We start from the raw sequence: 26,104 nt of genomic DNA, 5'->3' as shown, positions 1-26,104 counted from the left end.
AACATATATATAATAAACAGCCGGATATTCGTTTGGTTTAAATTATTATCAGGTCGACTTGATAGAAAACAACAACATTGGAAGGAAATACTTATTTTTGCAGAAAAAATCAAAATGATAGACTTCATTACGTTTTGCGACTACACCGGGACATTTGCCTTTGCTATTAGTGGTATCCGCTTGGCTTCTGCTAAACAATTTGACTGGTTCGGTGCGTATGTGATTGGTGTAGTTACTGCAGTAGGGGGCGGTACGATTCGCGATATCCTGCTCAATGCCACTCCTTTCTGGATGGAACAGGCCTCTTACCTGATTATCTCGGCACTGGCATTACTCTTCGTTATTATATTTCGGAAATATGTAATTAGTTTGAACAATACCTTTTTTATATTCGACGCGATCGGGCTTGGTTTGTTTGGCGTGGTCGGTATCGAGAAAGCGCTTGCCTTCGGTTTTCCCATGTGGGTGGCTATCGTGATGGGGACGATCACGGGAGCTTTCGGCGGTATGATCCGTGACATCCTGATTAACGAGGTGCCGCTGATATTCCGTAAAGATATCTATGCGCTGGCCTGTGTGCTGGGCGGTGTAATTTATTTTGCCTGCCTGCAAATGGGGATCGGTCCGTCGCTGACACAGCTCATTGCGGCGACCGGTATATTTGTTGCAAGAATACTGGCCGTAAAATATCATATAAGCGTTCCTGTATTAAAAGGGGAAGAATAAAATTATTAACTTTGTGCTCTATATGACAGCAAACATGAACACTCAAAGTGAGAAAGCCTCTATCCTGCTCATCTATACAGGTGGAACAATCGGTATGATCGAAAACCCTGAGACCGGCGTGCTGGAATCGTTCAACTTCCAGCATTTGAAGGATAATATGCCGGAGTTGAAGAAGCTGGGATATGCTGTTTCGACTATCCAGTTCGACCCGGCCATGGATTCGTCGGAGATGGGGCCGGAATCGTGGATGAAGATTGTGAAGATCATTGCTGACAACTATCAGTTGTATGACGGTTTTGTCGTGCTTCATGGTACGGATACGATGTCGTTCACAGCATCAGCTTTGAGTTTTATGTTGGAGAATCTGAGTAAACCGGTCATCTTTACCGGTTCGCAGTTGCCGATCGGCATGTTGCGGACGGATGGAAAGGAGAACCTGATTACCGCTATCGAGATTGCCGCCGCCAAGGACAACGGCATTCCGATCGTGCCGGAGGTTTGCATCTTTTTCGAGAACGACCTGTTGCGGGGTAACCGTACAAGTAAGATCAACGCGGACAACTTCAATGCGTTCCGTTCATACAATTATCCTCCGCTGGCACATGCCGGCATCTATATAAAGTATGACACGCAGCAGGTCTATCATCCTGTGTCGCGGAAACCGTTGAAGCCGCATTACTTGCTGGACAGGAATATTGCGATACTGAAGCTTTTCCCGGGTATTTCCCCGCAGGTGGTAGAAAGTATTCTGAATATTCCGGACTTGAAAGGAGTGGTCATGGAAACGTTCGGAAGCGGAAACGCTCCGTGTTACGACTGGTTCCTGGCGATGCTCAAAGATGCGGTAAGCCGGGGAATTGTGATTGTGAATGTAACCCAGTGTAGTGCCGGAAGTGTGGAAATGCACCGGTATGAGACAGGGCATAAATTATTGGAAGCGGGGGTGATAAGCGGATTCGACAGCACGACGGAAAGTGCTGTGACCAAGCTCATGTTCCTTTTCGGTCACGGCTTGACGCCGGAGGAGGTGAAGGACCATATGAACTGTTCGCTGATCGGGGAGGTGACAATCCCGGATACGTTTCGCCCGTAATTCCTGTTAAGGACTGAATTGGATATTGAAATGAAACTATCATTTTTAAGTTTAGCAAGTGGAAGCAGTGGAAACTGCTATTATCTGGGAACACCCGAGTTCGGGGTGTTGATTGATGCAGGTATCGGTATTCGTACCATAAAGAAGGTGTTGAAAGATAGAGCGATCGACTTCTCCAAAATTATTGCAGTCCTGATCACGCACGACCATGCTGATCACATCAAGACGGTGGGTTGCCTGGGAGAGAAGCTTAATTTGCCGGTCTACGCGACTGCCGCTGTCCATAGAGGTATCGAGAAGAGTCGCTATGTGGAGGAGACGCTGGTCAATTCCCGTAGAATAATCGAGAAGGAAATCCCTTTCACGATCCGTGATTTTCATATTACAGCTTTTGAAGTTCCGCATGACAGTACCGACAATGTCGGCTACTACATCGAATGTGGCGACCATAAGTTCACTTTTGCGACGGATGTCGGCCATATTACCGATACGGTAAGCAAATATATGAGTATGGCGAACCATCTGATCATAGAGGCTAATTATGATGAGGAAATGTTGAAGTTCGGTACTTATCCCGCTTTCTTGAAAGAGCGTGTGGCCAGTCCGACCGGACATTTGAGCAACCGTGAAGCAGCCGAGTTTCTGGCGACTCATTATGATCCGAAGCTGAAAGACATCTGGTTGTGTCACCTGAGCCGTGATAATAACCATCCCGAGCTTGCTTATAAGACTGTCGATATCCGCTTGTTCCAGGAAGGCGTGCGGGTAGGCAAAGATGTCTCTTTGCATGCATTGAAGCGGACTACACCGTCTGACATTTTTGAGTTTGAATAGATTTTTTCGATAAAAACTGCAGGAAAAGTTTGCAAAGAAAAATTAAACTCCTATCTTTGCACCCGCAATCGAGAAACAACGATAGCATGAATGACTTGGTAGCTCAGTTGGTAGAGCAAATGACTCTTAATCATTGGGTCGAGGGTTCGAGCCCCTCCCAGGTCACTCACTCAAACAAAACCAACAAAAAAACGTCGACTTGGTAGCTCAGTTGGTAGAGCAAATGACTCTTAATCATTGGGTCGAGGGTTCGAGCCCCTCCCAGGTCACAAACAAGCAACAAATTAATAAACAGCATTTTACAGTTGATTCTGTGAAGTGCTGTTTTTGTTTATAGACCCTTTTTATTGGGTAAATTAACCAAAAACAGCCAAATGTGCGAAGTTTATACGCACGCCTTCACACAAAAGATTTGAAAATAATTTGAAACCGTATTTGAAGCTAATTTGAAAATCGTTTGAAACTAATTTGAAAATGGAGGTAACATGGCAAATTTAAAACTGGTCATCAGAAAAGGCCAAACAAAAGAAAATGGTGAATGCGTTATTTACGCTCAAATCACTCATCGGGGTAGTGCGGAATGGATATCTACCGGTATCTATGTCCTGCCTCAAAACTTTAAAGCAACCCGCGTATATGGTGGTAAAGGTGGCGATCCGAATGCTGGTATGAAGAATATTCAACTTAACGAGATTGTTACCAAGTATGAAAGAAAATTACTCAATCTGGGAGAAAAAGCGAACTCTTTAGATGCAAAGGTCATAAAGAACTTTCTTTTGTCCCGAAGTGAAGTGTTTTGTGTAACCGATTTCTTTGAATATACAAAGAGAAGGATCAAGGACCTGGAAGAAATGGGAAAGACTGGAACTGTTGTCCCGTTGACTAATACGCTGCATCGGTTGCAGGAGTATCACCCTAAATCTTTGGACTTTTCCGATATCACGGTTTCTTTTTTGGAGAAGTTCATCGCTGATCAGCATAAGAAGGGAAAGAAGAAAAACACAATAGCTCTTTACCTACGATATATCCGGTCTATGTTTAATTCAGCTATCGATGAGTATAATTCCAATCCTGCCGATCCGGTAGTAACGAATTATCCTTTCCGTCGGCTGAAGATAGAGAGTGAGCCAACAAAGAACCGGAATTTATCAATCGAGACAATCCGGAAGATCAGGGATGCTAAACTTCCTACGTCAAAGATGGAAATAGCCAGGGATATATTTATGCTTCAAATGTATCTTATGGGTATAAACACGAAAGATTTATTCTATATGAAGAAAGAGAATATAAAGAATGGACGGTTACAATTCAACCGCCATAAAACAGACCGGTTCTATAATATGAAAATAGAGCCGGAGGCCGAAGCTATTCTGGACAAATACGAAGGGCAGAAATATCTTCTTTGGTTTGCGGATTACTGTCTTGATGAAAGAGACCTGAATTATACTCCACATACTCGTAGATCAGAATTTCAGTATGCCAATTCAGAAGCATTTAATAAGATGCTTAATCAACAGCTTCGAAAGATAGCCGACTTATTAGATATCGAAACAGACGGAAATCTTACAACCTACTTCAGCCGGCACTCGTTCGCCACTCTCATGCGTGAGATAGGTATAAGCAAAGACGACATTTCAATTTGTTTAGGGCATCGGGAGCCGGAACACAATCTTATTACCACGGGTATATATATTAATGAGGATTATCGGAAAGCAGATATTGCCAACCGGCTTTTTATTGATGAGTTAAATAAAAAGGAAGAGAAAAACGAAAGTAAGATAGCGGTATAAAGGGAGTATTTAGACTTCTGTTTGTGTTAGAAGGAACAAGTCGGGGAGTGATTACTCTCCCCGGCTTATGTATTACTTTTTGAGATTTGTATAACCATGAAGATTTAGCTGAATATCGGGGGCTTTCATATCTTCTTTGAAGATGTTGCTATAATATTCAGCTACTCGATCCTTGTCTCTTTGGTAAAGACGTTGTTCACGAGTCGTAGCTTTATTTACTACTTTCTTGTTCATAATGATGCAAAGATAGCCTCTAATTTTGATTCTATTTCAGTGTTGTCTATATTTTTATAACATAGTCTAGGACAATTTGTTGTTTTTTCTTCTTTTGTCTTAGAGACATGAATATCACTTTTCTCTAAAGTGTTTTTTAGTACGATTCGATATTCCCAATCATTTTTGAAAGTTGTCCATATTTCTGCATTTGGCAACTTTGAGTATTCTATGTCCATATTTTCATCTATGGATGCAAGATCATTTATTATTTCCAATGTATTGTTGTATCGTTTTGCTGGATTAGGGTCAATACATTTTTTTATGATTTTTCTTAACCTAGAAGGAACATGTGGTAAATATGTCTTTCTATTAGGGAATGTTCCTTTTAAAACCTGGGAGATAAATTGTTCTTTAGATTCTGGACATTGAGAATAGAAAAAGTCATTTCCATTAACCATTCTGTACATAGTTATTCCTGCTTGATATATGTCACTAAGAATAGTTTGTTTTACATTTGGAAGTAACATTTCTGGCGATGCATGAAGTGTGTAAAAGTATTTTTGATCGGCGAATCCATCAGGATTTGTGTAGAGAGCTAGGCCAAAATCAGCCAACATAGCTTCATTTGAATTTGAAATCATGATGTTATCCGGTTTTATATCATAATGGATTAATCCTCTAGAGTGAATATGATTAAGTCCAGATAGAAATTGTATTGAATATCTGATTGTTTCTCTAATAGTTAAGCACTTTCCTTTCGAAATTTGTTTTTTTAGAGAACCATTTTTATAGTATGGCATTGCTATATAAATGTTATCGTCATCTTCGCAAGCATAGTTGACCTTTACTATGTTGTTGTGATTGTGGGCGTATAACAAACGAGCTTCTTTGAAATATTCATCATAGCTAATGTTTCGTCGTTTAGCTATTTCTTTAATTACGATTTCTCCATCTAATTGATTATCGTGTGCAAGAAATACTTTAGAGTTACGCCCTTCTTGTCCGATTTCTTTTATTTCGTCAAAGTCTAATCTAACTTTACAGTTCTTCATGGTATTAAATATTTAGTGCACTAAAAGAGGCTAATAATGATTCTTTTTCTTCTTTATTGAAACTATGCCAGTCTTCAATGAAATCACATTCTTTGCTATCTATGATTTTTTTGAAGTTTTCTCTAGCCATACCTAATCTTGCAGATATATTTGATATTTGTCCCACAAAGTATTTCTCAACGGTAGAACTTGCGATTAGCTCTTGTATTACTGCCTCTATGTTTATTCTTTCAATAGATGGTTTTAATGCCATAGATTCTGTTGTGCGAATACAGGCTCGATTGACATTGTTCTCATAGATAATGTCTAAAAATGTACTGCGAATGAATTTTAACTGTTCTGGCACTTGAAGAGCGATAGGTACATTTACTTTATCTATTAAAATAATTTCTCTATTCTCGCCTTCTTCTTTTATGATAGAGTAAATAATGCAGTCAGGCTTTACTCTTATTCCGATTGATGTATTATTCATAATATTCCCATTTTTATATAAATTCCATGTGTATTGATAGAATTTTATGAGCTACTTTTTAGAATCTTCGATTTCGATTATAGCTGCAATTCTGTCTTTCCACTCTTCGGCAGATTTGATAGACAAGTCTATAAACATACGAGACCCTTTGTATTCAAAAAACTTAAACTTGAAACTTGGATTATTTATGTCTCTTAATATGATTTTAATATCAATAGAGTTGATTTTTTCTTTTTCTTTGGTTCCTCCCGATAGACCTCCGATGATTGCTCCGGTGCCTCCAGCCAATACGGTGCCAACTAATGCTCCACCAACAGTCCGAATAGTTGATTTCTTGTAAACAGTTTCACCGTCTTTTATTAGTTCGCAGGATATTATATCAGAAAAAGAAAACTCCTTATTAATCAAGGTGTCACCTTTGTCATCTATATATACGATTTTCTCTCTATTTTTATCTATAGCGATAATCCCATTTTCAATATTTGTCTTGTTAGATAAATGAACGCCATTGTTCTCCTGCTCTTTAATAAAAGAATCTTGCTTCTCTCTCCTCTCTTTTGCTTTGTTGGCTGATCCAATATAGACAAAGACCAACATTATGATAATTATTAAAATAACCCACCAAAATGACATAATTGTATAGTTTTAAGTTTATATTAATATAGTGTCTATATTTGAGTCATTTACTTAGCTCATCGTATTCATTCTAATACTTACTTTTATTAAAGCCATTGCATTGATACTAACTACAGGAATATCCATTGGGTCATGGTGTGGATTATAACTGACAAGTTTTATATGACCAGGCTTATCAGATTTATTCACGTATTTTACAGTTAAATACTCATCCCCTTCCATTTCAAAGGATACTAAATACATTTCACCTTTAACTACGTTTTCAAAGTTGTGTATTTCTTTGTAAGCTACTATGTCTCCTGCTTTAAGTAGAGGATACATAGAATCTCCCTTGACGTAGACGGCTCCATCGCACTTCGGAATGTTTGGAAGACTGATTTTTCCAATAATATTTTGCGTTTTATCTCCCAACAAAGTCCTAAGATTTGCGGCCGCACTGATATCATAGAGCAAAACATCCTGATTAGGTATTAATTTTTCAACACCTTTAGGATGGTTTATTCGAGTAACAGTCGGTGTTTTGAGCGGTTCGCCTCTTCCTGTTAATATATAGTCCGCATTAACATCATCTCTTGAGATGCACACTGCGGATAGTATATCTGAAGGCAACGTTTTTTCTTTACCTCCTTTTGTTTTACCTTCTTTCATTTGAGATATTTTAGACTGAGCCGATTTTACTCTTAATTTCGTTTCTATTTCATAAGGAGTAATACCCGCCATTTCAATAGTTTCAAAAAATCTTTCAATGATTCCCATGTTTATATTCCAAAATTTGTATACTTTAGAAATATAAAGTATATTTGTATCTGTATCAAGTTGCGGATGATACCGACTAAATTGTTTAACTGTTCCCGCAAGGGATTATATAGGCGACTTCCTCAAACCGCAACTTTGGGGTTGTCGCTTTATTTGACATCAATATGCTTATATTTTTTACAATATCGATCTTTGTTTTATTTTTATTCTGCTTTGTTCTTCTTTTAATGCTACAGAAACTTCGCAGAGACATCAATTTATTATATTCTAAGAGAGCTTTATATATATCAGACGAAGTGTTTGAAAATGCAGCATTAGATGCAGAACAAAAGCTAAAAATGTCCAATACTTTCTAAGAGCTCTATTGATTTTTTACTGTACCCTGTACATAGATACAAAGATTCTTTTAATTGTTTTATAGAAGATTCTTCAATTTTACTTCCTTTGTTCTTCAAGGCATTGATAGCATTGCTAATGCAAAAATCTGTTTTTTCTATATCACTTATAAGTGATGCAAAATACAGTCCGTTGGCCAAATCAAGGATGTATCTGTTGTAATCATTTATTGTTTTTGCTATATAAGCATCTCTAAGGATATAAGTGTATTGAGAGTTTATAATTGCACCAAGTGAACGCTTTTCAAATTGAGACAGACTACTGTCTATTTCCTTTTTGATTTCCTTTTTGATTTCCAGTGCATTATATATTTGCCATCCTATTAATACGGTAACTAACAATGATAATATTCCTACTATCACTCCTTGGTAATCAAATCCCAATTCTGCTTTATGCGGACAAGCTACACATATTGCAACTAAACTAATAAGTACAGCTACAGAACTTAATAATAACGCCCAACTCTCTTTCTTCATAACTCAATATAATGTACGCGAAATCGCGCTAAGGTTAAATAATGTTTATGCTTTAAATTAATAAAGTAAATTGTTTGATACTTTATAATTCTATAGTATATTTGCATCATCAAATAATTGATAACGCTATCACAGGCAAAGTTAGCAAACTCAATTGATGATACAATAATACAAACACATTAAAATTCACGGTTATGACAAACGAAGATTACATGAACGAAGAATTAGCCCGCTTTGATGCAATGACAGAAGAAGAGGCTTGCAAAGAGTACAATGTAGACTTCAAAGAAGAAGCCAGACAGTACATAATCGAATATTGGCAATATATAGCATAGAATTATCACATAAACACACACGATTATGAAAACTTCAAATTTCAGACACAAAGTATTTTGCATGGCCTACGAACTAATGGCAGCAACAGGTAAAGCGTTCGCAGTATGTCTTTCTCGCGCTTGGGCTTTATACCGGTTGACAAGACAAATGCACAAAGGTATTGTAACGTTCGCTTACGAAAAGGCAGACGGTTCACTTCGCAAAGCAAAAGGCACGCTTAAAGACGTCCAGAACCTTATCAAAGGCACTGGATCAGAAAACTATAAAACTATCCGCTACTTCGATGTCGATGCAAACGGTTTCAGATCATTCAAAGTAGAAAACTTTATAACGGCTTACTAAAGCCCGGTCGGGTGGGCGTAGAGAATATCTCACCCGGTCACTTCTGTTAGTTCTTTCTCGTACTTACACCTTAGTACCCGCAGAAATGGGGTTGAAACGAAAGGATAATAAACTAACTTATTAATGAAGGTAATAAGGTTGGCAGTATTGGGTATAACGTCGTGTTCGTGATGTCCGGTAGACTTGTCCCGGATCGGTGTTAAACGATCTATCGAATACTGCTTTATAAAATAGCCCGTCCGGTCTCGATACCGGAAACAATCCGTAGAAGGTATGGCGGGCACAAATTAATTCTAACGCTTATGAAAAAGAAAATTGGTTCTATACAGTTTGTTTCACCTATCCAGGCTGCAATCTGTATTATAACGGCTTTGTTTGCCGTGGTATGTTTTATAGGAACGTTCTTCAATCCGTTTCACGCATTTTATTGTGTGATGGCGGTGATCTTTACGATAGTGACCTATAAAGAAAAGAAGTGGTAAAATATTATGACCTTACTAAAGCGGTAGTCCTCGGCGCTATCAATGGCTATGCACTGTGTGTACAGCAGTGAATCATATAACCGGTAGCAGTAAGGTTGTGAAATAAGCCGGGTGAAAGTCCCGGCAAATGGAGAAGTGGCGGAATTGGTAGACGCTTTATTTGCAGAAATGGTTACGGTGTAATGGTTGCACAAAGTCGCGAAAAGGTGAAGGTTCGAATCCTTCTAATCAAAAATGCAAATAAGTTCAGACGTGAATCTCCGTTCGAGTCGGGGCTTCTCCACAATCAATTTAAAATTACAATTTATGGCAACAATCAGAGAAACAATTTTGAAAGTAAAACCGGGTAAGCCTAAAGCGATCCCGTTGTCTGAAGTGTCGGATGTGATGGGCTTTCGCTCTGAGGCTTTTCGTATTAATAATGATCTTCGTAAAGATGGGGTGAAAACCAAAGAAGGGAAACCGCCGTATTCTGTTTCGAAAAACAGCAGGGTGGGGTTTCTTTATATCATTAATAATATAGAGAAGACTTAACCAATCAACACACACGATTATGGAAGTTTTCACCGAACTAACACCTGAATGTGACATCACAGCACAGATGTACGCTGCCGGGTATGAGAAAAAGGAGATTGCCGTATTGAAGCATCGTGCAGTAAGCACGATAAATAACCAGCTTCAGACGGCATTTTTGATTTTGGGCGTTCGGAATGGGAGGGAATTAGCACTAAAATTGGCTGAAAGGTTATCCGGCATCAGGTTGACACTGGATTTTACACCAGCCATGAGATCAGCAGTTGCTTGTGTTCTTTTGATAATCCTTTGTTTAGATAGTCATTTTGACATGAGACGGCAAAGAATCCGAACCCGTTCCAACGCCAATGTGGAACTTATCGCCCGTATCCGTGTAAGAGCGAGAGGGCGCAATATGCCATTAGCAGTATGACACTTGAAAATAGAATGTACTCCCCTTTAGAGGTATTGGACATTGCAGAACAATACGCAGAGAGTAAATCAAAAAGGCTTATCACTGAAACAGTTCGAACTACTCTTAGAACAATAGGTGTACTTAAACCTACAATGAACCGATCAGAGGCAGAACGTGAAGCCGGTTCCCGCCGGAAAGTTGCTAATGCGCTTCGTGATGGTTCTCTTCGTTGTGTCAAGAAAGGACGAAACGTAATTATCAATCGTGATGACTTTGAATCATGGTTGAAAGAGAATGAATTTAACTAACCTGTGAAGGCTGTTTATTAATAAGTTGCTTAACCGGGTTGACCGGGGCAGCCTGAATGTTTTCTCCTTGTCAAGCGAGACTGGGCCGGGTTCGACTCCCGGAGGCTGACAATATTTAGTATTAACATTAAAATAACACGATTATGTCACTAATTAAGAAGAGTACAGAATTAAGTATCCCGACAAACGTAAAGATAATGCTTTATGGACAGGCCGGTTTTGGGAAAACGACAGTTGCTTTGAGTGCTCCAATGCCATTATTGCTTGACTTCGATAATGGGGTTAAGCGGGTAAATGATTCAAATTTACAAGGCGTAGATATTGTACAAGTAACCTCGTGGAACGACATGAAGGAACTTATGAAAGAAAATTTATCGGCTTATCAATCTATTGTGGTAGATACTATCGGTAAGATGATGGATTTCATTATTTCTTACAAATGTGGAACCCGACAGCCTCAAATCAGGGATTGGGGTGGTATCAATCAAGAATTTTCATGGTTCGTTCGCTGTCTGTCGGATTTGAATAAAAACGTCATTTTTGTCGCTCACAGGGATACACGAAAAGAGGGGGATGATACGGTTTTTGTTCCTGCATTAAGAGAAAAATCTTACAATTCGATCGTTACGGAATTGGATTTGTTAGGGTATATGGAAATGCGTAATGAGAATGGCCGGGTAAAAAGAACGATCACATTCGATCCGACAAATAGAAATGACGGAAAGAACACCTGTAACTTGCCATCTGTTATGGAGGTTCCTACTATTATAGATGCACAAGGGAAACCCACAGCGAAGAACGATTTTATCGCTACTCGGATTATTGCCCCTTATCTTGGTATGCTGCAAGCTAAAAAGGCAGAACAAGAAGCATATAACAAGGTTTTATCAGACATAACAGGGTGTTTGGAATTGGTTGGGGATGCAGCATCAGCGAATGACTTCATTGCGCATATTGACGATTTCAACCATGTTGGAAGTTCAAAAATGAAAGCGTCTATGATGTTGGCGGCTAAGGCTAAAGAACTTGGATTGGTCTTTGACAAGAATACTAAAATGTACAGTGATGCAGCAGCCTAAATATAAATTCTACGCCACTATTCTTGATTCCTTTTGGGGGTATTTGAATAGTGATGTGGTTTGGGAAAAATACTGGGGGTGGTCTGAAAACCCACCCCACACAGCCGAACAGTTTCACGAGTTGCAGTTTCAAGAACTCATCGACCGCATTAATCGTAAACCTTTCGACAGCGAGAAAGCAGATCGTGGCACTTGTTTCAATGAGCTTGTAGACGCTTTAATCGAACATCGGAAGCCGAAGGATGTAGAAGTTGAACGTGTGGCAGATGATAAAAATGCAGTTTGGTATCGAGCGATTTATAACAATCGTACTTTCTCCTTTCCTGTCTCTCTCTGTTGCGAGTTCGCAGATTATTTCAAAGGTGCGTTGACGCAGATTAGAGTAGAAGCAATCCTGCCAACTGCATACGGTAATGTTTTGGTCTATGGTCTGATTGATGAACTGATGCCTACCACTGTTCACGACATCAAAACGACCGGAAGTTATACGGTTGGAAAGTTTAAGGATCACCACCAGCATCTTGTTTATCCATACGCTCTTATGCAGAACGGTTCGGATGTACGGACGTTCGAGTATAATATCGTGGAGTTCAACAAAGGCGGTTATGTGGTAGATACCTATACGGAAACCTATGTGTTCAATCCAGAGCGTGATATACCTATTCTTACTAATCATTGTGAGGATTTTATCAGGTTCTTAGAAGAAAACAGAGAGCTTATAACAGATACTAAAATCTTTGGGTTAGAATGATTTTCAACTTGAATAATCCTTACGAAGTTGACAAGTATAAAGAGTATGTAAATAAGCTATTCAAAGAAAGAGCGGTTGTCGAGGTCAAGAAAAGGCTTCCCAATCGCTCTTTAAGCCAAAACGCATATTTGCATTTGATCCTTAGTTGGTTCGCCTGTGAAACAGGGTACAGCCTCGAAGAAGTTAAACTGGATTACTTCAAAAAGACTTGTAACCGTGATCTGTTCGAGCGAAAGAAAGTAAACAAAAAAGGGTATGAGATCACCTATATGAGAAGCAGTTCCGATCTTACTACAGGCGAAATGACAACTGCGATAGAGAGGTTTAGGAATTATTCATCAGCCCAAGCCGGTATTTATTTACCTGCGCCGAATGAGAATCAATTCTTAATCCATATACAACAAGAAATTCAACGCAATCAAGAATTTATATGACACGAAAAGAGAAAATCGAACAAATGAAAGCTCTGATCTCCCAAAAACAACAGGAGATTCGGGATCTGCGACAGCAGGTAGGAGAAGAAATGATCGCTGATTTTTACGAGACACATAATCTCAAAGAAGGCCAGCATTTTTATTTTAAAGACAAAGAGTGTGTAGGCGTAGAAATGTCTGCTGATTGGGGATGTTTGAAAACGTTCCCTATAACCGCTAAGGGAGAAGTCTCTAAGAAGGGAATGATTATTCATAGTGAGGAATCTATTAAACCGGTATAGCATGATAGAGACAAAGAATAACGAAATAAGGTATTTTACATCTGATCCCAAAAAGATGCTCAATAAATACCTTGCTCAACGGGTCCTAAAAACATGGACAGAGGACTTTATTGATGAAGATACAAGTGAAGTTGTGTCTATTGAACGTAATGAATTACTATTCCAGAGAGGAACATTGATAGACCAAGATGTTCTTGCTCAAATTCGATTCTGTTATGAGTCTGGTGATATAACAAAGGATATAGAGGTAAGTAATCAAAAACGTTTGGCTGTTGAGTTGGTAAATGACTACTTACAGCCTTATATTGCTCAGGCTACTATTGACAGCAAAAAGTGTAAATTCCTGTTTTATGCAACCAGTGTAGATTCTGCACTTCTTCTCTTAAAGGATTATATTGAACTGAACTTTACGGCAGGCTTCATTATTAACATGGTTAAAGAGTTTGATTCCTGTGTAATCCTTACTGACACATTAAAAGAAAAGAAGATCGATACCTTGCCTTTGGATTTTCCCGATAATGATCCTGATGACAAGCCGGACGTTGATGAAGAGGAAGAACCAAAGAATAGTGATCGGAAGTTTTACCAGATAGAAACAAAAATTCTATTTGACGAGGATGAACGTTCAGCGACATTTGTTGTCCACACTTATAATGTTGACCGAGCAATGATGTTGATAACTTCTTATCTGAAAAAGAAGCAGGATGAACACGAGCAAGAAGCCAAAGAAAAGGGTAATCCTTTCGAGAGGAAAGAAATTCACACGATGATTGAAGTCGCTAAACCAATTTCTATCGGTCGGTTTATTCCCCGTGAATTTTCTATGGCTTATTCTGGTAAAAACTAAATTGAGCCCGGTGTCCGTTGGTTCGGTATCCGGGCACTCATTTCATGTAGAGTAGTTTTTGTAATCGTTCCTATTAAGCCGAAGCGGGTATGCCACCGATGTGGTACGCAGGTAGGAACTGATAGGAAAATACGTTTGTAATTATTCAATACTCGTCCAGTCTGTGAAGATGTGACGGGTAAACGGATAGGTAGACATAGAGCCAGCGCAAATAGGCGCATTGGGGTTGGAATCCCCGCCTATCCACAGTCTTGTATCAATGAACGCACCACTCTATCCGAATCGAAGATGGGTGTCGGGTCTGTCCGAAGATAGGAAAGCCGATAGAGTAGTAGATAAAAAGGGTATGGGTAAATCCGAAATGAGTCCCAGAGAGTATTTATCGAGGTGGATATCCGCAAAATCATGCGGCAGGTGACGGTGACGACATGGCGGTTCATGATGTTGGCATTCTGGAAAGACAGAAACGTATGCAAAAGCATACCCCAGCGTAAGCTCATGGGTGAACGAGTGGTTCGGGTGCAACACCGATGACAGCCGGAAAGACGGCACACGGGCGGTTAGCATATCGGTTAGTGCTTAGTGGTGTGCATCCAATTAACATGATTGAGGCTGGTTCGACTCCGGCACCGTCCACAAACCCAAGCGAAGTAATGCGAAAGTGGCTTTAGCTCTGCAGAGCGAATTTATCGGTACGCAGCCATCGGTACGTTGGCAATGATGTTTGTGCCCCGGGGAATCCGCTCCGGGGCTTCCTATTGAACAAAATTTTATCACCATGAATATAGAATCTTTAAATAGTTGGTCAGAGGCTTTATTAATAGTCGCTGCCATTCTTGGTATTATGGCTCTAACGTGGATTGGGCTATGCTTGATAAATCAAAAGAGAGGAGGGGATGATAATGGATTTTGGTAATGATATGCCGGATTATGAGTCGGATGATTTTGATAACTATAATTATGACTGACTATGTATTACATAAAACGAAAGGCTAAGAAGAAAGACAAGCCTTTACCCTTATTTGATAAAGCAGGGGTGACAGTTAAGAAGAAGCCGGATTTGAAAGCGAAACTTGATAAAGAGTTTTCCTTGTTCATCCGGCTTCGTGATTGTATGCCGAACGGTTATTTTAAATGTATCTCCTGTGGGCAGCTTAAACCGTTTGAGCAGGCAGATAACGGGCATTACATAAATCGACAGCACATGAGTACCCGTTTCGATGAAATGAACTGCAACGCTCAATGTCGGCACTGTAACCGCTTCATGGAGGGTAACATTCAGAACTATCGAAAAGGCTTGATTGCCAAGTATGGTGAACAGAGAGTAATCTTGCTTGAAGCGAAACAGGGTATCAGTCGAAAGTTTTCTGATTTCGAGTACGAGCAGTTAATCAAGTATTACAAGGTACTTAATAAGAAATTACGAAAGGAGAAAGGTGTATGAGTTTTACGCTTCGTGATTACCAACAGAAAGCCTCTGATGCCGCCGTTACCTATTTCAAGTCTAAAACGGTTAAGAACGCTATCATGGTGTTACCTACTGGCTCCGGAAAGTCTTTGGTTATTGCTGACATTGCAAGTCGGTTAGACGGCCATACATTGGTTTTTCAACCCAGCAAAGAGATACTTGAGCAGAATTTCAAGAAGTTGTGTTCTTATGGGATTCTGGATTGTAGTATCTATTCAGCCTCTTTCAACTCAAAAGAGATAAACCGGATAACATTCGCTACCATTGGTAGTGTAAAGGGGCATCCGGAACTGTTTACCCACTTCAAGAACATAATCGTTGACGAATGCCACCTTGTCAATCCTAAAGAAGGAATGTACAAGGATTTCTTTGATGATGTGAAGTGCAAGGTTCTTGGTTTGACAGCAACACCTTACCGGTTAAGTTCTTCAAAAAGGTTTGGCTCTATGTTGAAGTTTTTAACCCGCACTCGACCGGCTATATTCAAAGAGGTAATCTATCATGTACAGGTTTCTACTCTTTTGGATATGGGATATCTGGCAAAGCTAAATTACTATTCGATGAATCCGGTAGGATGGAACGAGCTTAATTTGAAAGTAAATACTACCGGTGCCGACTATACCGATAAATCAGTACAAAGAGAGTATGAGCGAATAGACTTCTACAGTTATGTTGTCCATATTGTCCAACGACTACTTAATCCTAAACAAGGCGGTAAGCGGAAAGGCATTCTTGTTTTTACTCGGTTTTTGAAAGAGGCAGAGAAGTTGACTTGGTCAATTCCTGGCTGTGCTATCGTTTCGGGCGAAACTCCAAAGAAAGAACGAGAACAAATACTTGAGGCTTTCAAGTCTGGCCGGATACCAGTTGTCGCTAATGTTGGGGTACTCACGACCGGTTTCGATTATCCAGAACTTGATACGATTGTAATGGCACGTCCTACGATGTCATTGGCGATGTGGTACCAGATAGTCGGCCGGGCAATCCGTCCGCACCCATCTAAAGAATCGGGTTGGATCGTTGACCTATGTGGTAATATCGAACAATTTGGAGAAGTGAAAGACCTAAAGCTGGTAGATCCAACAGGTCGGGGACTGTGGCAAGTGACTTCTAATGGTAGACAATTAACTAACGTATATTTTTGATATGGACATACTAAGTATAATCAATCGTCTTCAAGAAAAGAGACGGTTAGAAAAGATAACGCCGGATCATGTGCCGGAGGTGGAGTTGATGAATGCGATCCATTCAGAGGCAAGAAAAGAACTTAATGAGCTTTTTTCTTCCGGAAAGATAGGAGTTACTAAGACAGTCAATTCAAATGCGATTTATATAAAAGAGTGATATGGAGAAAGGATTCATAATGCTCTCACGTAAGTTTTTCTCTAATAAGATTTGGGAAGCAGCCCGGACATTTTCGGAGTGCGAAGCGTGGCTTGATTTAATCCAATCGGCACGATTTGAGGCAACCGACACGACTGAATGTATCGGAGGTAGGGAAATAACATACGGCAGAGGTCAATATCCTGCATCTATACGCTTCCTTTCAAAAAAATGGTCGTGGAGTGAAAGAGCCGTCAGAACATTTCTTTCTAAATTGATAAAGGAAAAAATGATTACTACTGACAATAGTCAGGGTATGAATGTTATATCTCTTTGTAAATACAATGAATATAACAGTTCTGGCACAGCAAATGACACAGTAAATGACACAGGTATAAATCAAGAAATCAAAAGGTTAACTGAATTAGTGACACAGCTAACGACACAGTTAGCGACACAACCTCGACACACAGGTGACACAACCTTAAAGAAAGAAGAAGAATATAATAACTCTTTATCTAAAGAAACCTCTACTAACGTAGAGGCAAAGAAAGCCGAGCAAGCTAAGAAACTTGCCGCGGCTAAAGCCGCTACGCTCAAACGGAGAAATGATTTTGGGCAATCCCTTGTCCCGTATATGGAGCGATACGGAAAGGAAATGATCCGAGCTTTCTTTGATTACTGGTCTGAACTGAATAAGTCAGAAACTAAGATGAGATTTGAAACGAATAAAACATGGGAAGTCGCCAAAAGACTTGCAACATGGGCTAATAATGAGAAATTCAATGGAAAATCAAGTAGTACGATACCAAAGGCCGGATTTGGACCTTCTGCCAAGTCTGCCGGAAACAAAGCCGCAAGCCGTGAAACTGTGGGCCAATTCGCCAGAGCCGTACTGGAACAGTATAAATCCAAAGACGGCGATTGACGTATTCAATGCGGTTTCTCCTTCAATATCCGAACTGTGGAAGAATTATGACGACATTTTTATAAATTCTTTGATGTACACATGGTTTGAGCAGTTTGTGAACTTTTATTCAACGAATGGGACAATGGACCCTTTTCAGATAAAAGACACTATAGACCTTGTTCGTGAAGAATATCCACATTATAAACCAGAAGATTTCAAGCTCTTTTTCAAAATGGCCAAGAAAGGTTATTTCGGACAAGTCTTTGGTCGTATAGATGGGGAGGTTATTATGAATTGGCTGGCAAAATATGATATTCACAGGGATACGCAGGCACAAAATGAAGCTATAAAAGCTGCTGATGCGTTTAAGCCAAGTGTTGAAGCAAAGAATACTACTGGCATAACTTATGCCGAATTTTTAGAGTACAAGAAACGAAAAGAAACAACAAAATAATATGTTTTATCATCTTCTATCCAAAGACCAGGCCGAGGAAGCCCTAAAACTTCCCAACCTGATATTTCAAAAGACATTCAGAAAACCGGACAATTGCGGTTATTACGGGGCACTCGATAAGTCATTCGGATGTCCCTTTTTATTTCGATCTGAGAAAGACCGGGTAAGTATTTACCAAAGATGCAAGAGGTGTACTTGCAGAAAGGAGGGGAAATGACACACGCAGAAGCATTGTTTAAAACGATTGTCCTCCTGCAGCACTTAACGGAATTGCGCAAATCTGATGATGTAGATATTTACTATGTTGATCTGTTTTGTGGAGCAGGCGGAACATCCACCGGTGTAGAACTTGCAAGGATCAATAACCATTCGGTTGCAAAAGTGATCGCTTGCGTAAACCATGACAAAAACGCAATAGCCAGCCACATGGCAAATCATCCGTACGCACTACATTTCACAGAGGATATGCGAACGTTAGATTTGTCTCCTATCGTGAACTTGGTTAAAAAGATCCGGTTCCGAAACCCGAATGCAAAGATCGTCCTTTGGGCCAGTTTGGAATGTACCAATTTCAGTAAGGCAAAAGGTGGCCAAGCGCGTGATGCCGACAGTAGAACGCTGGCGGAACATCTCTTCCGGTACATTGACGCCATCAATCCTGATCTGATCCAAATAGAGAACGTCGAAGAGTTCATGTGCTGGGGCGATCTGGATGAAAATGGCAAACCGGTGTCAAAAGATCGAGGGCGCTTATATCTCCGCTGGGTGAACGCGGTCAAGAAGTATGGATATCGGTTTGACCATCGGATATTGAACGCTGCCGACTTCGGGGCGTACACTTCCAGGAAAAGGTTCTTCGGTCAGTTCGCTAAAAAGAATATGCCGATCGTCTGGCCGGAGCCGACTCATTGCAAGGAAGGGGCTACAACCCTATTCGGCGAGTTGCAGAAATGGAAGCCAGTTAAGGATGTTCTGGATCTGGAAGACGAAGGCACAAGTATTTTCATGAGAAAGAAACCTCTTTCACCCAAGACGTTTGAGAGGGTTTATGCCGGTCTTATCCGTCACGTAGCAGGAGGCAAGGATAAATGGATGCTAAAATACAATTCTATTAACGGGAAAACAGGCAAACACATTCCACCAAGCATGGATGAGCCTTGTCCAGTGGTTAGCTGCCAGGGAAGGTTAGGTGTTGTTCAAACGCAATTCCTCTCAAAGTACTTCAGTGGTCATCCGGATAGTAAAAATATCCCAATCACGGGTCCGGCACATACAATCAAATGCAAGGACAATCACTCTCTGGTAAGTACAAAGTTCCTCACTGCCTACTACGGTAACGGTGATAATGTGAGTAAAGTTGATAGCCCATGTCCAACAGTGCCGACAAAGGACAGATTCAATTATGTATCACCTAAATTTCTTTGTTCGTACAGTTTTAATGATACAGCCAAAGATATACAGGCTCCGTGCCCGACATTACTGACGAAGGATCGGTTATCGCTTGTAACCCCGTTCATTATGAACTATTATTCCGGTGGTGGCCAGCATTCGGATATCTATCATCCTGCTCCGGCCATATTAGCGAACCCGAAACAACGGCTAATCTCATGCCAGTTTATGGATCAGCAATTCGGACAAAGTAAGCCGGCCGGAACGGATCGCCCTCTCGGAGCGATAACGGCTAATCCTAAATATAACTTGGTAAGTTGTCCGTGGGTAATGAATACCAATTTCAGTAATGTCGGTAGTGGAGTCAATGAGCCGGCTCCGGTAATAACGGCTAACCGAGAATGGCATTATCTGATGAACCCACAGTTTGCCTCTGCTGGTGGATCGGTGGATAAGCCTTGTTTCACCCTGATAGCACGAATGGATAAGATGCCTCCTTATTTGGTGAACGCATCCAGTATTTCGGAAAACTTGCCACCATTTGTCAAGATAGACTCTGATGGCAATATCATTATCGAGATATACGAGGATGATATCCCTATTGTGAAAAAGATAAAGGAGTTCATGGCCATGTATCAGATAGTGGATATCCTAATGAGGATGTTGAAGATTCCAGAGTTGAAACGCATCATGGGATTCCCGGAGAACTACAGATTGATCGGCACGCAAGCCGAGCAAAAGAAATATATCGGGAACGCGGTCGAGGTAGGTATGGCTAAAGCGTTATGTGAGGCTTTGGCGAGAAAATTAATTGAATTAAAATCAATTGCAGCATGAAAAATATAGAATTATTCAACGACCATTTCCAGAATTATAAAGTTTATGGAATTCCTAAAGCCCAGCTAATTATTGCAGATGTTCCATACAATTTAGGAAATAAAGCATATGCCTCTAATCCTTCTTGGTATGTTGATGGCGATAATAAGAATGGCGAGAGCAATAAAGCTGGGAAAGAATTTTTTGATACAGATAAGGACTTTCGGCCTGCGGAATTTATGCACTTCTGTTCCCAGATGCTTATAAAGGAACCAAAAGAAAAAGGCAAAGCCCCATGTATGATACTATTCTGTGAGTTTGAAGATCAGTTCCGGTATATTGAACTTGGAAAGCGTTACGGGCTAAACAATTATATCCCGCTTGTATTTCGTAAAGATTATTCAGCCCAAGTACTGAAAGCAAACATGAAGGTTGTCATGAATTGCGAATATGGCCTTTTGCTATATCGTAATAAGCTTCCCAAGTTCAATAATGATGGAAGGATGATATTTAATTGTATAGACTGGGTAAGAGATAACGAAACCCCGAAAATTCATCCCACACAAAAGCCTGTACCGCTTCTTCGTAGATTGATAGAAATATTTACGGACAAAGGCGATGTTGTTATCGATCCGTGTGCTGGAAGTGGTAGTACCCTGCTTGCCTCCGATCAATGCGACCGTAGGACTTATGGATTTGAGATAAAGAAAAACTTCTTTGCTGATGCGAATAAGTTATTAAGCGAAGTGCAGAAAAGGTTGTTTGTATGAGAACTCCGATTACATATTACGGTGGCAAGCAACGAATGGCCGATACCATTATTTCTATGATGCCAGCGCATAAGTTGTATTGTGAGCCATTCTTCGGCGGCGGGGCTGTTTTCTTCCGGAAACCAAAAGCTGGAATAGAAGTGATCAACGATCACAACAATATGTTGATAAATTTCTACCTGGCAGCGCAAAACAGTTTTCCTGAACTGCAAGAAAAGATACAATCTACTTTGCATTGCGAAAAGATGTACTACTACGCAAAGGATGTTTGGAACGGCCGGTGTGAAGCATCCAACATAGAAAAAGCATGGGCGGTCTGGATGATAACGAACGGATCCTTTGCCGGTTCAATGCACGGTGGTTGGAAATGGTGTAATGGTACTTCTGGATCGCATTCAGGAGTATTTATAAAGAACAAACGGATTGAGTTTGGAGAACAGTTACGTGATCGGTTGGACCAGGTGCAGATTTCCTGCAGGGACGCTTTGCGTGTAATCAAGGAAAGAGATTCAGAAAACACCTTTTTCTATCTTGATCCACCCTATCCGGGATGCGTACAGCAACATTATTCCGGATATACTCATACTGACCTGTTTAATCTCCTCCAGCAGCTTTCTACTATCAAAGGAAAATTTATCTTATCAAACTACTGGTGTCAGACACTCCGTTACTTCATCTTGAAATTTGGTTGGAATTTCCGAACTGTAGAGTTAGACCTCAAGGTTAATCATCCTGGTCGTGGGCAGAGAGTAGAGAAACGAACCGAGATATTGGTTTACAATTACGAAATAGAAAAAACATTATTCCATTAAATCATGAAACATCAAATAAAATGCTATGGCAACACCTGTCCGGATCGGCACGACTGCCAGTTGTACACGACCGAGGCAGAATCCAAGAAGACAGAACCGGACGAGAAGCCGGGAAAGAAGTGTGAGTTTTTAGTGAAGAAAGGAGAATGCAATGAAACCTAAGCAATTCTTTGAAGCTGTTGTTAAATTGCGCCAGCTTCAAAAAGAGTATTTCAGAACCAGGTCGTCGATCACGCTTCAGGCATCAAAGAGGCAGGAGAAGTTAATAGACGATGAGATCAGCCGTGTAAACTCTGTTCTCTTAGGTAAGAACAAACAGGGAGAGCTTGGGTTATGAGAATACTTGACTTACCTCTAAAGGCTGTTTGGTATCTCATGATCGAGAGCGGCGAGAAGCCTGAAGAATACCGGAAGATAACAGATTACTGGATTAAGCGACTTGCGAAGTGTAAAGGCCACAATAGTCATGATAAAACAGGCTTTTGGTGCAAGAAAGCAAACTGCATCTCGTGTGTTACTCGCGGTGATGGATTCCATCAAGAGGAATATACTCACGTCCGCTTCCGCTACGGCTACACTAAGCGCACCATGCTATTTAAACTCAATAGCATCTCTATCGGCAAAGGTAATCCCGCCTGGGGAGCACCAAATCACGAAGTCTTTATTTTAAAATTGGGCGAAAAAATAAAATAAGGCCTACTACTATTCTAAAAATCAATCAAAAATAAAAAATGGAACAGAACAATCTTTATCAAATCACAGTAAACAGAAGGCAACTCGAATTAATAGCGAGATGCTTGGAAGATATCAGTCGGTTTGCTGCCGGTCAACCGGAGTTACGAAATTAACTCCGGTGGGTGTTGCTATCTTGCTTACAGGATTGCTTACTGGCTTGAAAGGTATGGAATTGATTATTACTTTATCATACAGGATGATAAGCCTATTATTGATAATACTGGCAAACACTATTGTTTGCAAATAATTCCAGATAAGTACATAAATAAGTTGAATGAATACGCTCATATTAAGAGCATAAAGAGGACTTCATCTGAAATATTAGAATATTACAATAAGTCTAACTGGAGTGAAAAATACGATATTTCTAACAATCGTATCGTAGATAAATACATTGATGGTGTATTCAACATACAATAAGGTCTGAACGTTTTGCTCACCTCATTTATAAGGCGAGCAAATGCAGGCGGCTTAATAATTAACATCTAAAAAATCATGAAACTTACAAAAGAAGAAAATCAAGTAGTTTGCAAATTCTTAGAGAACATTGTAAACGAAGGTGGGGAGTATCTATTGAAACTAACTCAATTCATGATACTAAGGTGGTCGCAAGAGGCCATAAACATAAATGCCGGTGAAATGAGTATTAGCCAGACCATTGATCACAAAGGTGAGCAATACAATACTCGTATGGCTATTCAGTACTCGAAAGTTGGTGAAAAATCGCTGGAGGAACGGGCCTATGAAATAGCCGATCGGATGATCTCTTCCGGATCCGGAGACTGCGATCTGCGGGAAGAATTGAAGAAAGCCATATTAGCCGGATATAATTTGCATAGTGAAGATTTTGACGACGATTAGGCTCAATTCACGAAATACATGAACCTTTTTCGTGACCCCACGAAATAGAACGGCAAGGCCGAGCAGCTACAACTACCCGGCCTTTGTAAACTCTTTTGCTTTTCAGACTATAAAACATAAAACTAAAAAACCATCATGAACATTAATTACTGCGGCTACGTTCAAGCGATAGCCGACTACAAAAAAGAACATATCAACCCTCTGCCCGGAGTAACAAAGGAACATACCTTACAATACTCCGGGTTATTTATTAATGACCAGGTGTATAACCATATCCTGATGCTAAAAGAAGAACTTAAAACAGCAGGATTATTCAGATTCTCCGCTAAACGGGATTTCCAAAAGGCGGAGTATGAAATAGCAAAGTACAACTTGGATATGCGTTCACACGTCAATGTCTATCCTGAAATATTTGCTTCTGTCTTGCAGGATATGGAAGACTGTTTCATGAAAGACATAGACATTCTAAAATACTCAATCAGCCAGATCATGCTTGATCATAATATTTCTGGAGTCGATAACAGAATTGCCAGCCTTTCAATGCTAATCAATATCTTTTGCCAAAGTAGCAGGGTATTGGTTAAGTTCTACCGGGAAGATGCTTATGAGATATTTGGAATACACTCGGATAAAATGGACTATCTTCTATTACCTGTTACAGAAAGATACACAGCAGAACTGGCAGCTTCCATATCGGGTAAAAGTGAGACTTCAGATAACTCCCAAAGAGCAACAGAGGCTTTCAATGTATTCGTTACAAAGTTGATCGATCCGGAAAGATTCGGGAAAATAGCAGAAAAATATAATCAAATAGCATAATCATGAGCGTAAATAAAGTAATCCTTCTCGGTCATACCGGCAAAGATCCTGAAGTGAAAGAAGTAGCCGGAACAAAGGTTGCTAACATTTCACTTGCCACTACAGAGAAAGGTTACACCCTTCAAAACGGCACCCAGGTTCCAGATCGCACGGAATGGCATAGCCTTGTCTTTTGGAAAGGACTTGCCGAGGTCGTGGAGAAGTTTGTCAAGAAAGGATCTCAAATCTATATTGAGGGAAAGATCAAGACCCGGCAGTATGAGGATAAGACAGGATCGAAGCGGTATGTGACAGAAATATTTGTTGATAAGCTGGAGCTATTAGGAAGTAGACCTGCCCAGCAAGAAGCCAGTCCACAGCCGGAACCCTATCAACCTGAGCCGCCAAAAGATGATCTACCATTCTAAAACACGAGAGGCAACGCCCCGAACCACCAGTAACGTTACCTCTTAACACGATTTTGAATAGTGCAAATATACTATTTACTTTAAAATAATCGTGCCATGTTTTCAGAAATAGCAGAAATAAAATCTATCAGGGAACAGAAATCCAAGTTGTCAGAAAGAGAGAAAGAACTAACAGAGCCTACATTGACCGACCTTGATATGATAGGGACGTTATATACGTGGTTCCAGGAGATCATATCTCAAAAGGAAACGTTTAGGGTAGGGAATGTTACCCAAAGAAAGAAATTCATCTTTATCATCCTGTTTTTGTACTCTCCAAGCACTCTCGCCGGCGGGAAGATGAAGAACGGCCTTCGGAATAAATTAGCGGAGGTCTTAGGCGTTAGCGCGCAGACGGCCATATCAGATAACCGTAATAATCTGGTATTCTCTTATCAGTTGTATAAGTATTTCCGTCAGGATGTGGATTGGATATATGGGGAGATGATGAAAAGGGTAAAGCCGGGGGATTAGGCCGGCTTATCTTCAATGTCTAATCGAGGAAGAAATAAGGATAAAAAATTGTTAATATTATCTTCTAATACTATGACAGCGTTTTTATATTGAATTGTATATATTGATCCTTCATTTTCTAATTGGTATAGTCCAAATAGAATTTCATATTGTTCTATAATTAATTGTGCATATTTAATATGTCCATATCGGTGTCTATAAGATTTTAAAAATTCACCTAATTCAGCTACCCCTTTAATATAAAATTTATCAGAAGGATCTATTTTTAGATTTTCATGTTCAATGGATTTGATACAAATAAGTAGTAATTCAATTAATCGTTCATCAATCTTATTACATAGACTTATCATATATCTGGCTTGTTCAAATTCTATTTGAAGTCCAATTTTATGAATTTCTAATGATTTATTATAGCTTTCCTTAACGGACTCTATTTTTTGAGTAATATCTTCGATATCTTCTTTAGTTGCAAGATTTTTTCCTTTTTCTTCAACATAGGATTTCTTTTTAGCAATGTAAAATAGGAAAAAGAAATTTGTAAGTGAAACTGCTATTGTTATGATTGATAGAAATAGTGTTGTGTCCATAGTAT

Annotated in this window: 38 protein-coding genes and 3 tRNA genes; 34 read left to right on the top strand and 7 right to left on the bottom strand. The window is 39.9% G+C overall.

The features are described 5' to 3' along the window. The first annotated feature begins 114 nt into the window (after positions 1-114). The 6 genes from DWW90_RS00345 to DWW90_RS00320 all read left to right on the top strand — a co-directional run bounded on the left by DWW90_RS00345 (position 115) and on the right by DWW90_RS00320 (position 4,443). Entirely contained in the window at positions 115-726 is a 612-nt protein-coding gene (locus DWW90_RS00345) for a trimeric intracellular cation channel family protein (RefSeq protein WP_115499769.1), read from the top strand. 22 nt (positions 727-748) lie between these two features. Beyond that, positions 749-1,819: an asparaginase gene (locus tag DWW90_RS00340; RefSeq protein WP_115499768.1), complete on the top strand. Its 1,071-nt coding sequence runs from the start codon at positions 749-751 to the stop codon at positions 1,817-1,819. A 30-nt stretch (positions 1,820-1,849) separates the two neighbouring features. Further along, on the top strand, positions 1,850-2,653 hold the full coding sequence (locus DWW90_RS00335; RefSeq protein WP_122343724.1) for an MBL fold metallo-hydrolase: 804 nt from the start codon (positions 1,850-1,852) through the stop codon (positions 2,651-2,653). A gap of 92 nt (positions 2,654-2,745) precedes the next feature. Then, positions 2,746-2,818 (top strand) — tRNA-Lys (locus tag DWW90_RS00330). A 31-nt stretch (positions 2,819-2,849) separates the two neighbouring features. Beyond that, a tRNA-Lys gene (locus DWW90_RS00325) sits at positions 2,850-2,922 on the top strand. 216 nt (positions 2,923-3,138) lie between these two features. Continuing rightward, positions 3,139-4,443 carry a site-specific integrase gene (locus tag DWW90_RS00320; protein ID WP_122343568.1) on the top strand — a complete coding sequence of 435 codons (1,305 nt, stop codon included), beginning with the start codon at positions 3,139-3,141 and terminating at the stop codon, positions 4,441-4,443. 72 nt (positions 4,444-4,515) lie between these two features. Here the strand turns inward: DWW90_RS00320 and DWW90_RS20455 are convergent, their stop codons facing one another. The 6 genes from DWW90_RS20455 to DWW90_RS00295 form a co-directional block, all read right to left on the bottom strand. Beyond that, positions 4,516-4,677: a hypothetical protein gene (locus DWW90_RS20455; RefSeq protein WP_158582776.1), complete on the bottom strand. Its 162-nt coding sequence runs from the start codon at positions 4,675-4,677 to the stop codon at positions 4,516-4,518. Continuing rightward, a complete protein-coding gene (locus DWW90_RS00315) occupies positions 4,674-5,711 on the bottom strand; it encodes a serine/threonine-protein kinase (RefSeq protein ID WP_122343567.1) in 1,038 nt (345 codons plus the stop codon). Before DWW90_RS00315 ends, DWW90_RS20455 begins: the two co-directional genes overlap by 4 nt. Before the next feature lie 4 nt (positions 5,712-5,715). Beyond that, positions 5,716-6,183 carry a hypothetical protein gene (locus tag DWW90_RS00310; protein WP_122343566.1) on the bottom strand — a complete coding sequence of 156 codons (468 nt, stop codon included), beginning with the start codon at positions 6,181-6,183 and terminating at the stop codon, positions 5,716-5,718. Positions 6,184-6,234: 51 nt separating this feature from the next. Further along, entirely contained in the window at positions 6,235-6,816 is a 582-nt protein-coding gene (locus DWW90_RS00305; RefSeq protein ID WP_147382384.1) for a hypothetical protein, read from the bottom strand. A gap of 54 nt (positions 6,817-6,870) precedes the next feature. Continuing rightward, positions 6,871-7,575, bottom strand: a complete 705-nt coding sequence (locus DWW90_RS00300; RefSeq protein ID WP_233547611.1) for a S24 family peptidase — start codon at positions 7,573-7,575, stop codon at positions 6,871-6,873. Positions 7,576-7,907: 332 nt separating this feature from the next. Further along, positions 7,908-8,447: a hypothetical protein gene (locus tag DWW90_RS00295; RefSeq protein ID WP_122343564.1), complete on the bottom strand. Its 540-nt coding sequence runs from the start codon at positions 8,445-8,447 to the stop codon at positions 7,908-7,910. 194 nt (positions 8,448-8,641) lie between these two features. Here DWW90_RS00295 and DWW90_RS20580 point away from each other — a divergent pair, with 194 nt between their 5' ends. The 28 genes from DWW90_RS20580 to DWW90_RS00165 all read left to right on the top strand — a co-directional run bounded on the left by DWW90_RS20580 (position 8,642) and on the right by DWW90_RS00165 (position 25,512). Then, positions 8,642-8,782 carry a hypothetical protein gene (locus DWW90_RS20580; protein WP_199662151.1) on the top strand — a complete coding sequence of 47 codons (141 nt, stop codon included), beginning with the start codon at positions 8,642-8,644 and terminating at the stop codon, positions 8,780-8,782. Positions 8,783-8,807: 25 nt separating this feature from the next. Next, a complete protein-coding gene (locus tag DWW90_RS00290; RefSeq protein ID WP_122343563.1) occupies positions 8,808-9,125 on the top strand; it encodes an SH3 beta-barrel fold-containing protein in 318 nt (105 codons plus the stop codon). 302 nt (positions 9,126-9,427) lie between these two features. Next, the gene (locus DWW90_RS00285; RefSeq protein ID WP_122343562.1) at positions 9,428-9,607 is read left to right on the top strand and encodes a hypothetical protein; all 180 of its coding nucleotides are present in this window, start codon (positions 9,428-9,430) and stop codon (positions 9,605-9,607) included. 306 nt (positions 9,608-9,913) lie between these two features. After that, on the top strand, positions 9,914-10,141 hold the full coding sequence (locus DWW90_RS00280) for a hypothetical protein (protein ID WP_122343561.1): 228 nt from the start codon (positions 9,914-9,916) through the stop codon (positions 10,139-10,141). Between the two features lie 19 nt (positions 10,142-10,160). Further along, on the top strand, positions 10,161-10,553 hold the full coding sequence (locus DWW90_RS00275) for a DNA-binding response regulator (RefSeq protein WP_122343560.1): 393 nt from the start codon (positions 10,161-10,163) through the stop codon (positions 10,551-10,553). 134 nt (positions 10,554-10,687) lie between these two features. Next, positions 10,688-10,843: a helix-turn-helix domain-containing protein gene (locus DWW90_RS20345; RefSeq protein WP_147382383.1), complete on the top strand. Its 156-nt coding sequence runs from the start codon at positions 10,688-10,690 to the stop codon at positions 10,841-10,843. A gap of 143 nt (positions 10,844-10,986) precedes the next feature. Next, the gene (locus DWW90_RS00265) at positions 10,987-11,922 is read left to right on the top strand and encodes an ATP-binding protein (RefSeq protein WP_122343558.1); all 936 of its coding nucleotides are present in this window, start codon (positions 10,987-10,989) and stop codon (positions 11,920-11,922) included. After that, positions 11,909-12,673, top strand: coding sequence for an HNH endonuclease (locus tag DWW90_RS00260; RefSeq protein WP_122343557.1), 765 nt, complete (start codon positions 11,909-11,911; stop codon positions 12,671-12,673). Before DWW90_RS00265 ends, DWW90_RS00260 begins: the two co-directional genes overlap by 14 nt. Next, positions 12,670-13,107, top strand: coding sequence for a hypothetical protein (locus DWW90_RS00255; RefSeq protein ID WP_122274982.1), 438 nt, complete (start codon positions 12,670-12,672; stop codon positions 13,105-13,107). Before DWW90_RS00260 ends, DWW90_RS00255 begins: the two co-directional genes overlap by 4 nt. Next, positions 13,104-13,388, top strand: a complete 285-nt coding sequence (locus DWW90_RS00250; protein WP_122343556.1) for a hypothetical protein — start codon at positions 13,104-13,106, stop codon at positions 13,386-13,388. Before DWW90_RS00255 ends, DWW90_RS00250 begins: the two co-directional genes overlap by 4 nt. Before the next feature lies 1 nt (position 13,389). Then, positions 13,390-14,235 (top strand): RNA polymerase subunit sigma, encoded by an 846-nt coding sequence (locus DWW90_RS00245; protein ID WP_122274984.1) that lies wholly within the window; start codon positions 13,390-13,392, stop codon positions 14,233-14,235. Between the two features lie 554 nt (positions 14,236-14,789). Next, positions 14,790-14,871, top strand: a tRNA-Leu gene (locus DWW90_RS20450). A gap of 142 nt (positions 14,872-15,013) precedes the next feature. Further along, positions 15,014-15,151, top strand: a complete 138-nt coding sequence (locus tag DWW90_RS20445; RefSeq protein ID WP_158576676.1) for a hypothetical protein — start codon at positions 15,014-15,016, stop codon at positions 15,149-15,151. 54 nt (positions 15,152-15,205) lie between these two features. Beyond that, on the top strand, positions 15,206-15,679 hold the full coding sequence (locus DWW90_RS00235) for a recombination protein NinG (RefSeq protein ID WP_122343554.1): 474 nt from the start codon (positions 15,206-15,208) through the stop codon (positions 15,677-15,679). After that, positions 15,676-16,848: a DEAD/DEAH box helicase gene (locus DWW90_RS00230; protein WP_122343553.1), complete on the top strand. Its 1,173-nt coding sequence runs from the start codon at positions 15,676-15,678 to the stop codon at positions 16,846-16,848. Before DWW90_RS00235 ends, DWW90_RS00230 begins: the two co-directional genes overlap by 4 nt. 1 nt (position 16,849) lies before the next feature. Continuing rightward, positions 16,850-17,047, top strand: coding sequence for a hypothetical protein (locus DWW90_RS00225; protein ID WP_122343552.1), 198 nt, complete (start codon positions 16,850-16,852; stop codon positions 17,045-17,047). A gap of 1 nt (position 17,048) precedes the next feature. After that, positions 17,049-17,954 (top strand): hypothetical protein, encoded by a 906-nt coding sequence (locus DWW90_RS00220; RefSeq protein WP_122343551.1) that lies wholly within the window; start codon positions 17,049-17,051, stop codon positions 17,952-17,954. 73 nt (positions 17,955-18,027) lie between these two features. Continuing rightward, positions 18,028-18,390 (top strand): DUF6633 family protein, encoded by a 363-nt coding sequence (locus DWW90_RS00215; RefSeq protein ID WP_122343550.1) that lies wholly within the window; start codon positions 18,028-18,030, stop codon positions 18,388-18,390. 213 nt (positions 18,391-18,603) lie between these two features. Beyond that, complete coding sequence (locus DWW90_RS00210) at positions 18,604-20,616, top strand: DNA cytosine methyltransferase (protein WP_122343722.1); 2,013 nt, start codon at positions 18,604-18,606, stop codon at positions 20,614-20,616. After that, complete coding sequence (locus DWW90_RS00205) at positions 20,613-21,365, top strand: site-specific DNA-methyltransferase (protein WP_122343549.1); 753 nt, start codon at positions 20,613-20,615, stop codon at positions 21,363-21,365. The genes DWW90_RS00210 and DWW90_RS00205 overlap by 4 nt, the downstream gene beginning before the upstream one ends. Then, positions 21,362-22,177 (top strand): DNA adenine methylase, encoded by an 816-nt coding sequence (locus DWW90_RS00200; protein WP_122343548.1) that lies wholly within the window; start codon positions 21,362-21,364, stop codon positions 22,175-22,177. The genes DWW90_RS00205 and DWW90_RS00200 overlap by 4 nt, the downstream gene beginning before the upstream one ends. 3 nt (positions 22,178-22,180) lie before the next feature. After that, the gene (locus tag DWW90_RS20440; RefSeq protein WP_158582774.1) at positions 22,181-22,339 is read left to right on the top strand and encodes a hypothetical protein; all 159 of its coding nucleotides are present in this window, start codon (positions 22,181-22,183) and stop codon (positions 22,337-22,339) included. Further along, positions 22,329-22,514, top strand: a complete 186-nt coding sequence (locus DWW90_RS00195) for a hypothetical protein (RefSeq protein WP_122343547.1) — start codon at positions 22,329-22,331, stop codon at positions 22,512-22,514. The genes DWW90_RS20440 and DWW90_RS00195 overlap by 11 nt, the downstream gene beginning before the upstream one ends. Then, positions 22,511-22,870: a hypothetical protein gene (locus DWW90_RS00190; RefSeq protein ID WP_233547610.1), complete on the top strand. Its 360-nt coding sequence runs from the start codon at positions 22,511-22,513 to the stop codon at positions 22,868-22,870. The genes DWW90_RS00195 and DWW90_RS00190 overlap by 4 nt, the downstream gene beginning before the upstream one ends. Positions 22,871-23,407: 537 nt before the next feature. After that, a complete protein-coding gene (locus DWW90_RS00180) occupies positions 23,408-23,773 on the top strand; it encodes a hypothetical protein (RefSeq protein WP_122343545.1) in 366 nt (121 codons plus the stop codon). A gap of 135 nt (positions 23,774-23,908) precedes the next feature. Continuing rightward, positions 23,909-24,592 carry a hypothetical protein gene (locus DWW90_RS00175; RefSeq protein WP_122343544.1) on the top strand — a complete coding sequence of 228 codons (684 nt, stop codon included), beginning with the start codon at positions 23,909-23,911 and terminating at the stop codon, positions 24,590-24,592. Between the two features lie 2 nt (positions 24,593-24,594). Further along, positions 24,595-24,999, top strand: coding sequence for a single-stranded DNA-binding protein (locus DWW90_RS00170; RefSeq protein WP_122343543.1), 405 nt, complete (start codon positions 24,595-24,597; stop codon positions 24,997-24,999). Positions 25,000-25,095: 96 nt separating this feature from the next. After that, a complete protein-coding gene (locus DWW90_RS00165; RefSeq protein ID WP_122343542.1) occupies positions 25,096-25,512 on the top strand; it encodes a hypothetical protein in 417 nt (138 codons plus the stop codon). Here the strand turns inward: DWW90_RS00165 and DWW90_RS00160 are convergent. After that, on the bottom strand, positions 25,509-26,099 hold the full coding sequence (locus DWW90_RS00160; protein ID WP_122343541.1) for a hypothetical protein: 591 nt from the start codon (positions 26,097-26,099) through the stop codon (positions 25,509-25,511). The two genes, DWW90_RS00165 and DWW90_RS00160, sit on opposite strands and share 4 nt — an antisense overlap. Positions 26,100-26,104 lie beyond the last annotated feature (5 nt).

This window comes from Parabacteroides sp. AF17-28, assembly GCF_003479205.1.
GTDB classification, from domain to species: Bacteria; Bacteroidota; Bacteroidia; order Bacteroidales; family Tannerellaceae; genus Parabacteroides; species Parabacteroides acidifaciens.
Note: the sequence above shows the minus strand (reverse complement) of the source record. Positions and strands in the feature narration are given on the sequence as shown.

Coding starts and splice junctions, on each gene's coding strand:
- DWW90_RS00345 (WP_115499769.1), top strand. CDS start 115: ATGATAGACTTCATTACGTTTTGCGACTACACCGGGACATTTGCCTTT.
- DWW90_RS00340 (WP_115499768.1), top strand. CDS start 749: ATGACAGCAAACATGAACACTCAAAGTGAGAAAGCCTCTATCCTGCTC.
- DWW90_RS00335 (WP_122343724.1), top strand. CDS start 1,850: ATGAAACTATCATTTTTAAGTTTAGCAAGTGGAAGCAGTGGAAACTGC.
- DWW90_RS00320 (WP_122343568.1), top strand. CDS start 3,139: ATGGCAAATTTAAAACTGGTCATCAGAAAAGGCCAAACAAAAGAAAAT.
- DWW90_RS20455 (WP_158582776.1), bottom strand. CDS start 4,677: ATGAACAAGAAAGTAGTAAATAAAGCTACGACTCGTGAACAACGTCTT.
- DWW90_RS00315 (WP_122343567.1), bottom strand. CDS start 5,711: ATGAAGAACTGTAAAGTTAGATTAGACTTTGACGAAATAAAAGAAATC.
- DWW90_RS00310 (WP_122343566.1), bottom strand. CDS start 6,183: ATGAATAATACATCAATCGGAATAAGAGTAAAGCCTGACTGCATTATT.
- DWW90_RS00305 (WP_147382384.1), bottom strand. CDS start 6,816: ATGTCATTTTGGTGGGTTATTTTAATAATTATCATAATGTTGGTCTTT.
- DWW90_RS00300 (WP_233547611.1), bottom strand. CDS start 7,575: ATGGGAATCATTGAAAGATTTTTTGAAACTATTGAAATGGCGGGTATT.
- DWW90_RS00295 (WP_122343564.1), bottom strand. CDS start 8,447: ATGAAGAAAGAGAGTTGGGCGTTATTATTAAGTTCTGTAGCTGTACTT.
- DWW90_RS20580 (WP_199662151.1), top strand. CDS start 8,642: ATGACAAACGAAGATTACATGAACGAAGAATTAGCCCGCTTTGATGCA.
- DWW90_RS00290 (WP_122343563.1), top strand. CDS start 8,808: ATGAAAACTTCAAATTTCAGACACAAAGTATTTTGCATGGCCTACGAA.
- DWW90_RS00285 (WP_122343562.1), top strand. CDS start 9,428: ATGAAAAAGAAAATTGGTTCTATACAGTTTGTTTCACCTATCCAGGCT.
- DWW90_RS00280 (WP_122343561.1), top strand. CDS start 9,914: ATGGCAACAATCAGAGAAACAATTTTGAAAGTAAAACCGGGTAAGCCT.
- DWW90_RS00275 (WP_122343560.1), top strand. CDS start 10,161: ATGGAAGTTTTCACCGAACTAACACCTGAATGTGACATCACAGCACAG.
- DWW90_RS20345 (WP_147382383.1), top strand. CDS start 10,688: ATGAACCGATCAGAGGCAGAACGTGAAGCCGGTTCCCGCCGGAAAGTT.
- DWW90_RS00265 (WP_122343558.1), top strand. CDS start 10,987: ATGTCACTAATTAAGAAGAGTACAGAATTAAGTATCCCGACAAACGTA.
- DWW90_RS00260 (WP_122343557.1), top strand. CDS start 11,909: ATGCAGCAGCCTAAATATAAATTCTACGCCACTATTCTTGATTCCTTT.
- DWW90_RS00255 (WP_122274982.1), top strand. CDS start 12,670: ATGATTTTCAACTTGAATAATCCTTACGAAGTTGACAAGTATAAAGAG.
- DWW90_RS00250 (WP_122343556.1), top strand. CDS start 13,104: ATGACACGAAAAGAGAAAATCGAACAAATGAAAGCTCTGATCTCCCAA.
- DWW90_RS00245 (WP_122274984.1), top strand. CDS start 13,390: ATGATAGAGACAAAGAATAACGAAATAAGGTATTTTACATCTGATCCC.
- DWW90_RS20445 (WP_158576676.1), top strand. CDS start 15,014: ATGAATATAGAATCTTTAAATAGTTGGTCAGAGGCTTTATTAATAGTC.
- DWW90_RS00235 (WP_122343554.1), top strand. CDS start 15,206: ATGTATTACATAAAACGAAAGGCTAAGAAGAAAGACAAGCCTTTACCC.
- DWW90_RS00230 (WP_122343553.1), top strand. CDS start 15,676: ATGAGTTTTACGCTTCGTGATTACCAACAGAAAGCCTCTGATGCCGCC.
- DWW90_RS00225 (WP_122343552.1), top strand. CDS start 16,850: ATGGACATACTAAGTATAATCAATCGTCTTCAAGAAAAGAGACGGTTA.
- DWW90_RS00220 (WP_122343551.1), top strand. CDS start 17,049: ATGGAGAAAGGATTCATAATGCTCTCACGTAAGTTTTTCTCTAATAAG.
- DWW90_RS00215 (WP_122343550.1), top strand. CDS start 18,028: ATGTACACATGGTTTGAGCAGTTTGTGAACTTTTATTCAACGAATGGG.
- DWW90_RS00210 (WP_122343722.1), top strand. CDS start 18,604: ATGACACACGCAGAAGCATTGTTTAAAACGATTGTCCTCCTGCAGCAC.
- DWW90_RS00205 (WP_122343549.1), top strand. CDS start 20,613: ATGAAAAATATAGAATTATTCAACGACCATTTCCAGAATTATAAAGTT.
- DWW90_RS00200 (WP_122343548.1), top strand. CDS start 21,362: ATGAGAACTCCGATTACATATTACGGTGGCAAGCAACGAATGGCCGAT.
- DWW90_RS20440 (WP_158582774.1), top strand. CDS start 22,181: ATGAAACATCAAATAAAATGCTATGGCAACACCTGTCCGGATCGGCAC.
- DWW90_RS00195 (WP_122343547.1), top strand. CDS start 22,329: ATGAAACCTAAGCAATTCTTTGAAGCTGTTGTTAAATTGCGCCAGCTT.
- DWW90_RS00190 (WP_233547610.1), top strand. CDS start 22,511: ATGAGAATACTTGACTTACCTCTAAAGGCTGTTTGGTATCTCATGATC.
- DWW90_RS00180 (WP_122343545.1), top strand. CDS start 23,408: ATGAAACTTACAAAAGAAGAAAATCAAGTAGTTTGCAAATTCTTAGAG.
- DWW90_RS00175 (WP_122343544.1), top strand. CDS start 23,909: ATGAACATTAATTACTGCGGCTACGTTCAAGCGATAGCCGACTACAAA.
- DWW90_RS00170 (WP_122343543.1), top strand. CDS start 24,595: ATGAGCGTAAATAAAGTAATCCTTCTCGGTCATACCGGCAAAGATCCT.
- DWW90_RS00165 (WP_122343542.1), top strand. CDS start 25,096: ATGTTTTCAGAAATAGCAGAAATAAAATCTATCAGGGAACAGAAATCC.
- DWW90_RS00160 (WP_122343541.1), bottom strand. CDS start 26,099: ATGGACACAACACTATTTCTATCAATCATAACAATAGCAGTTTCACTT.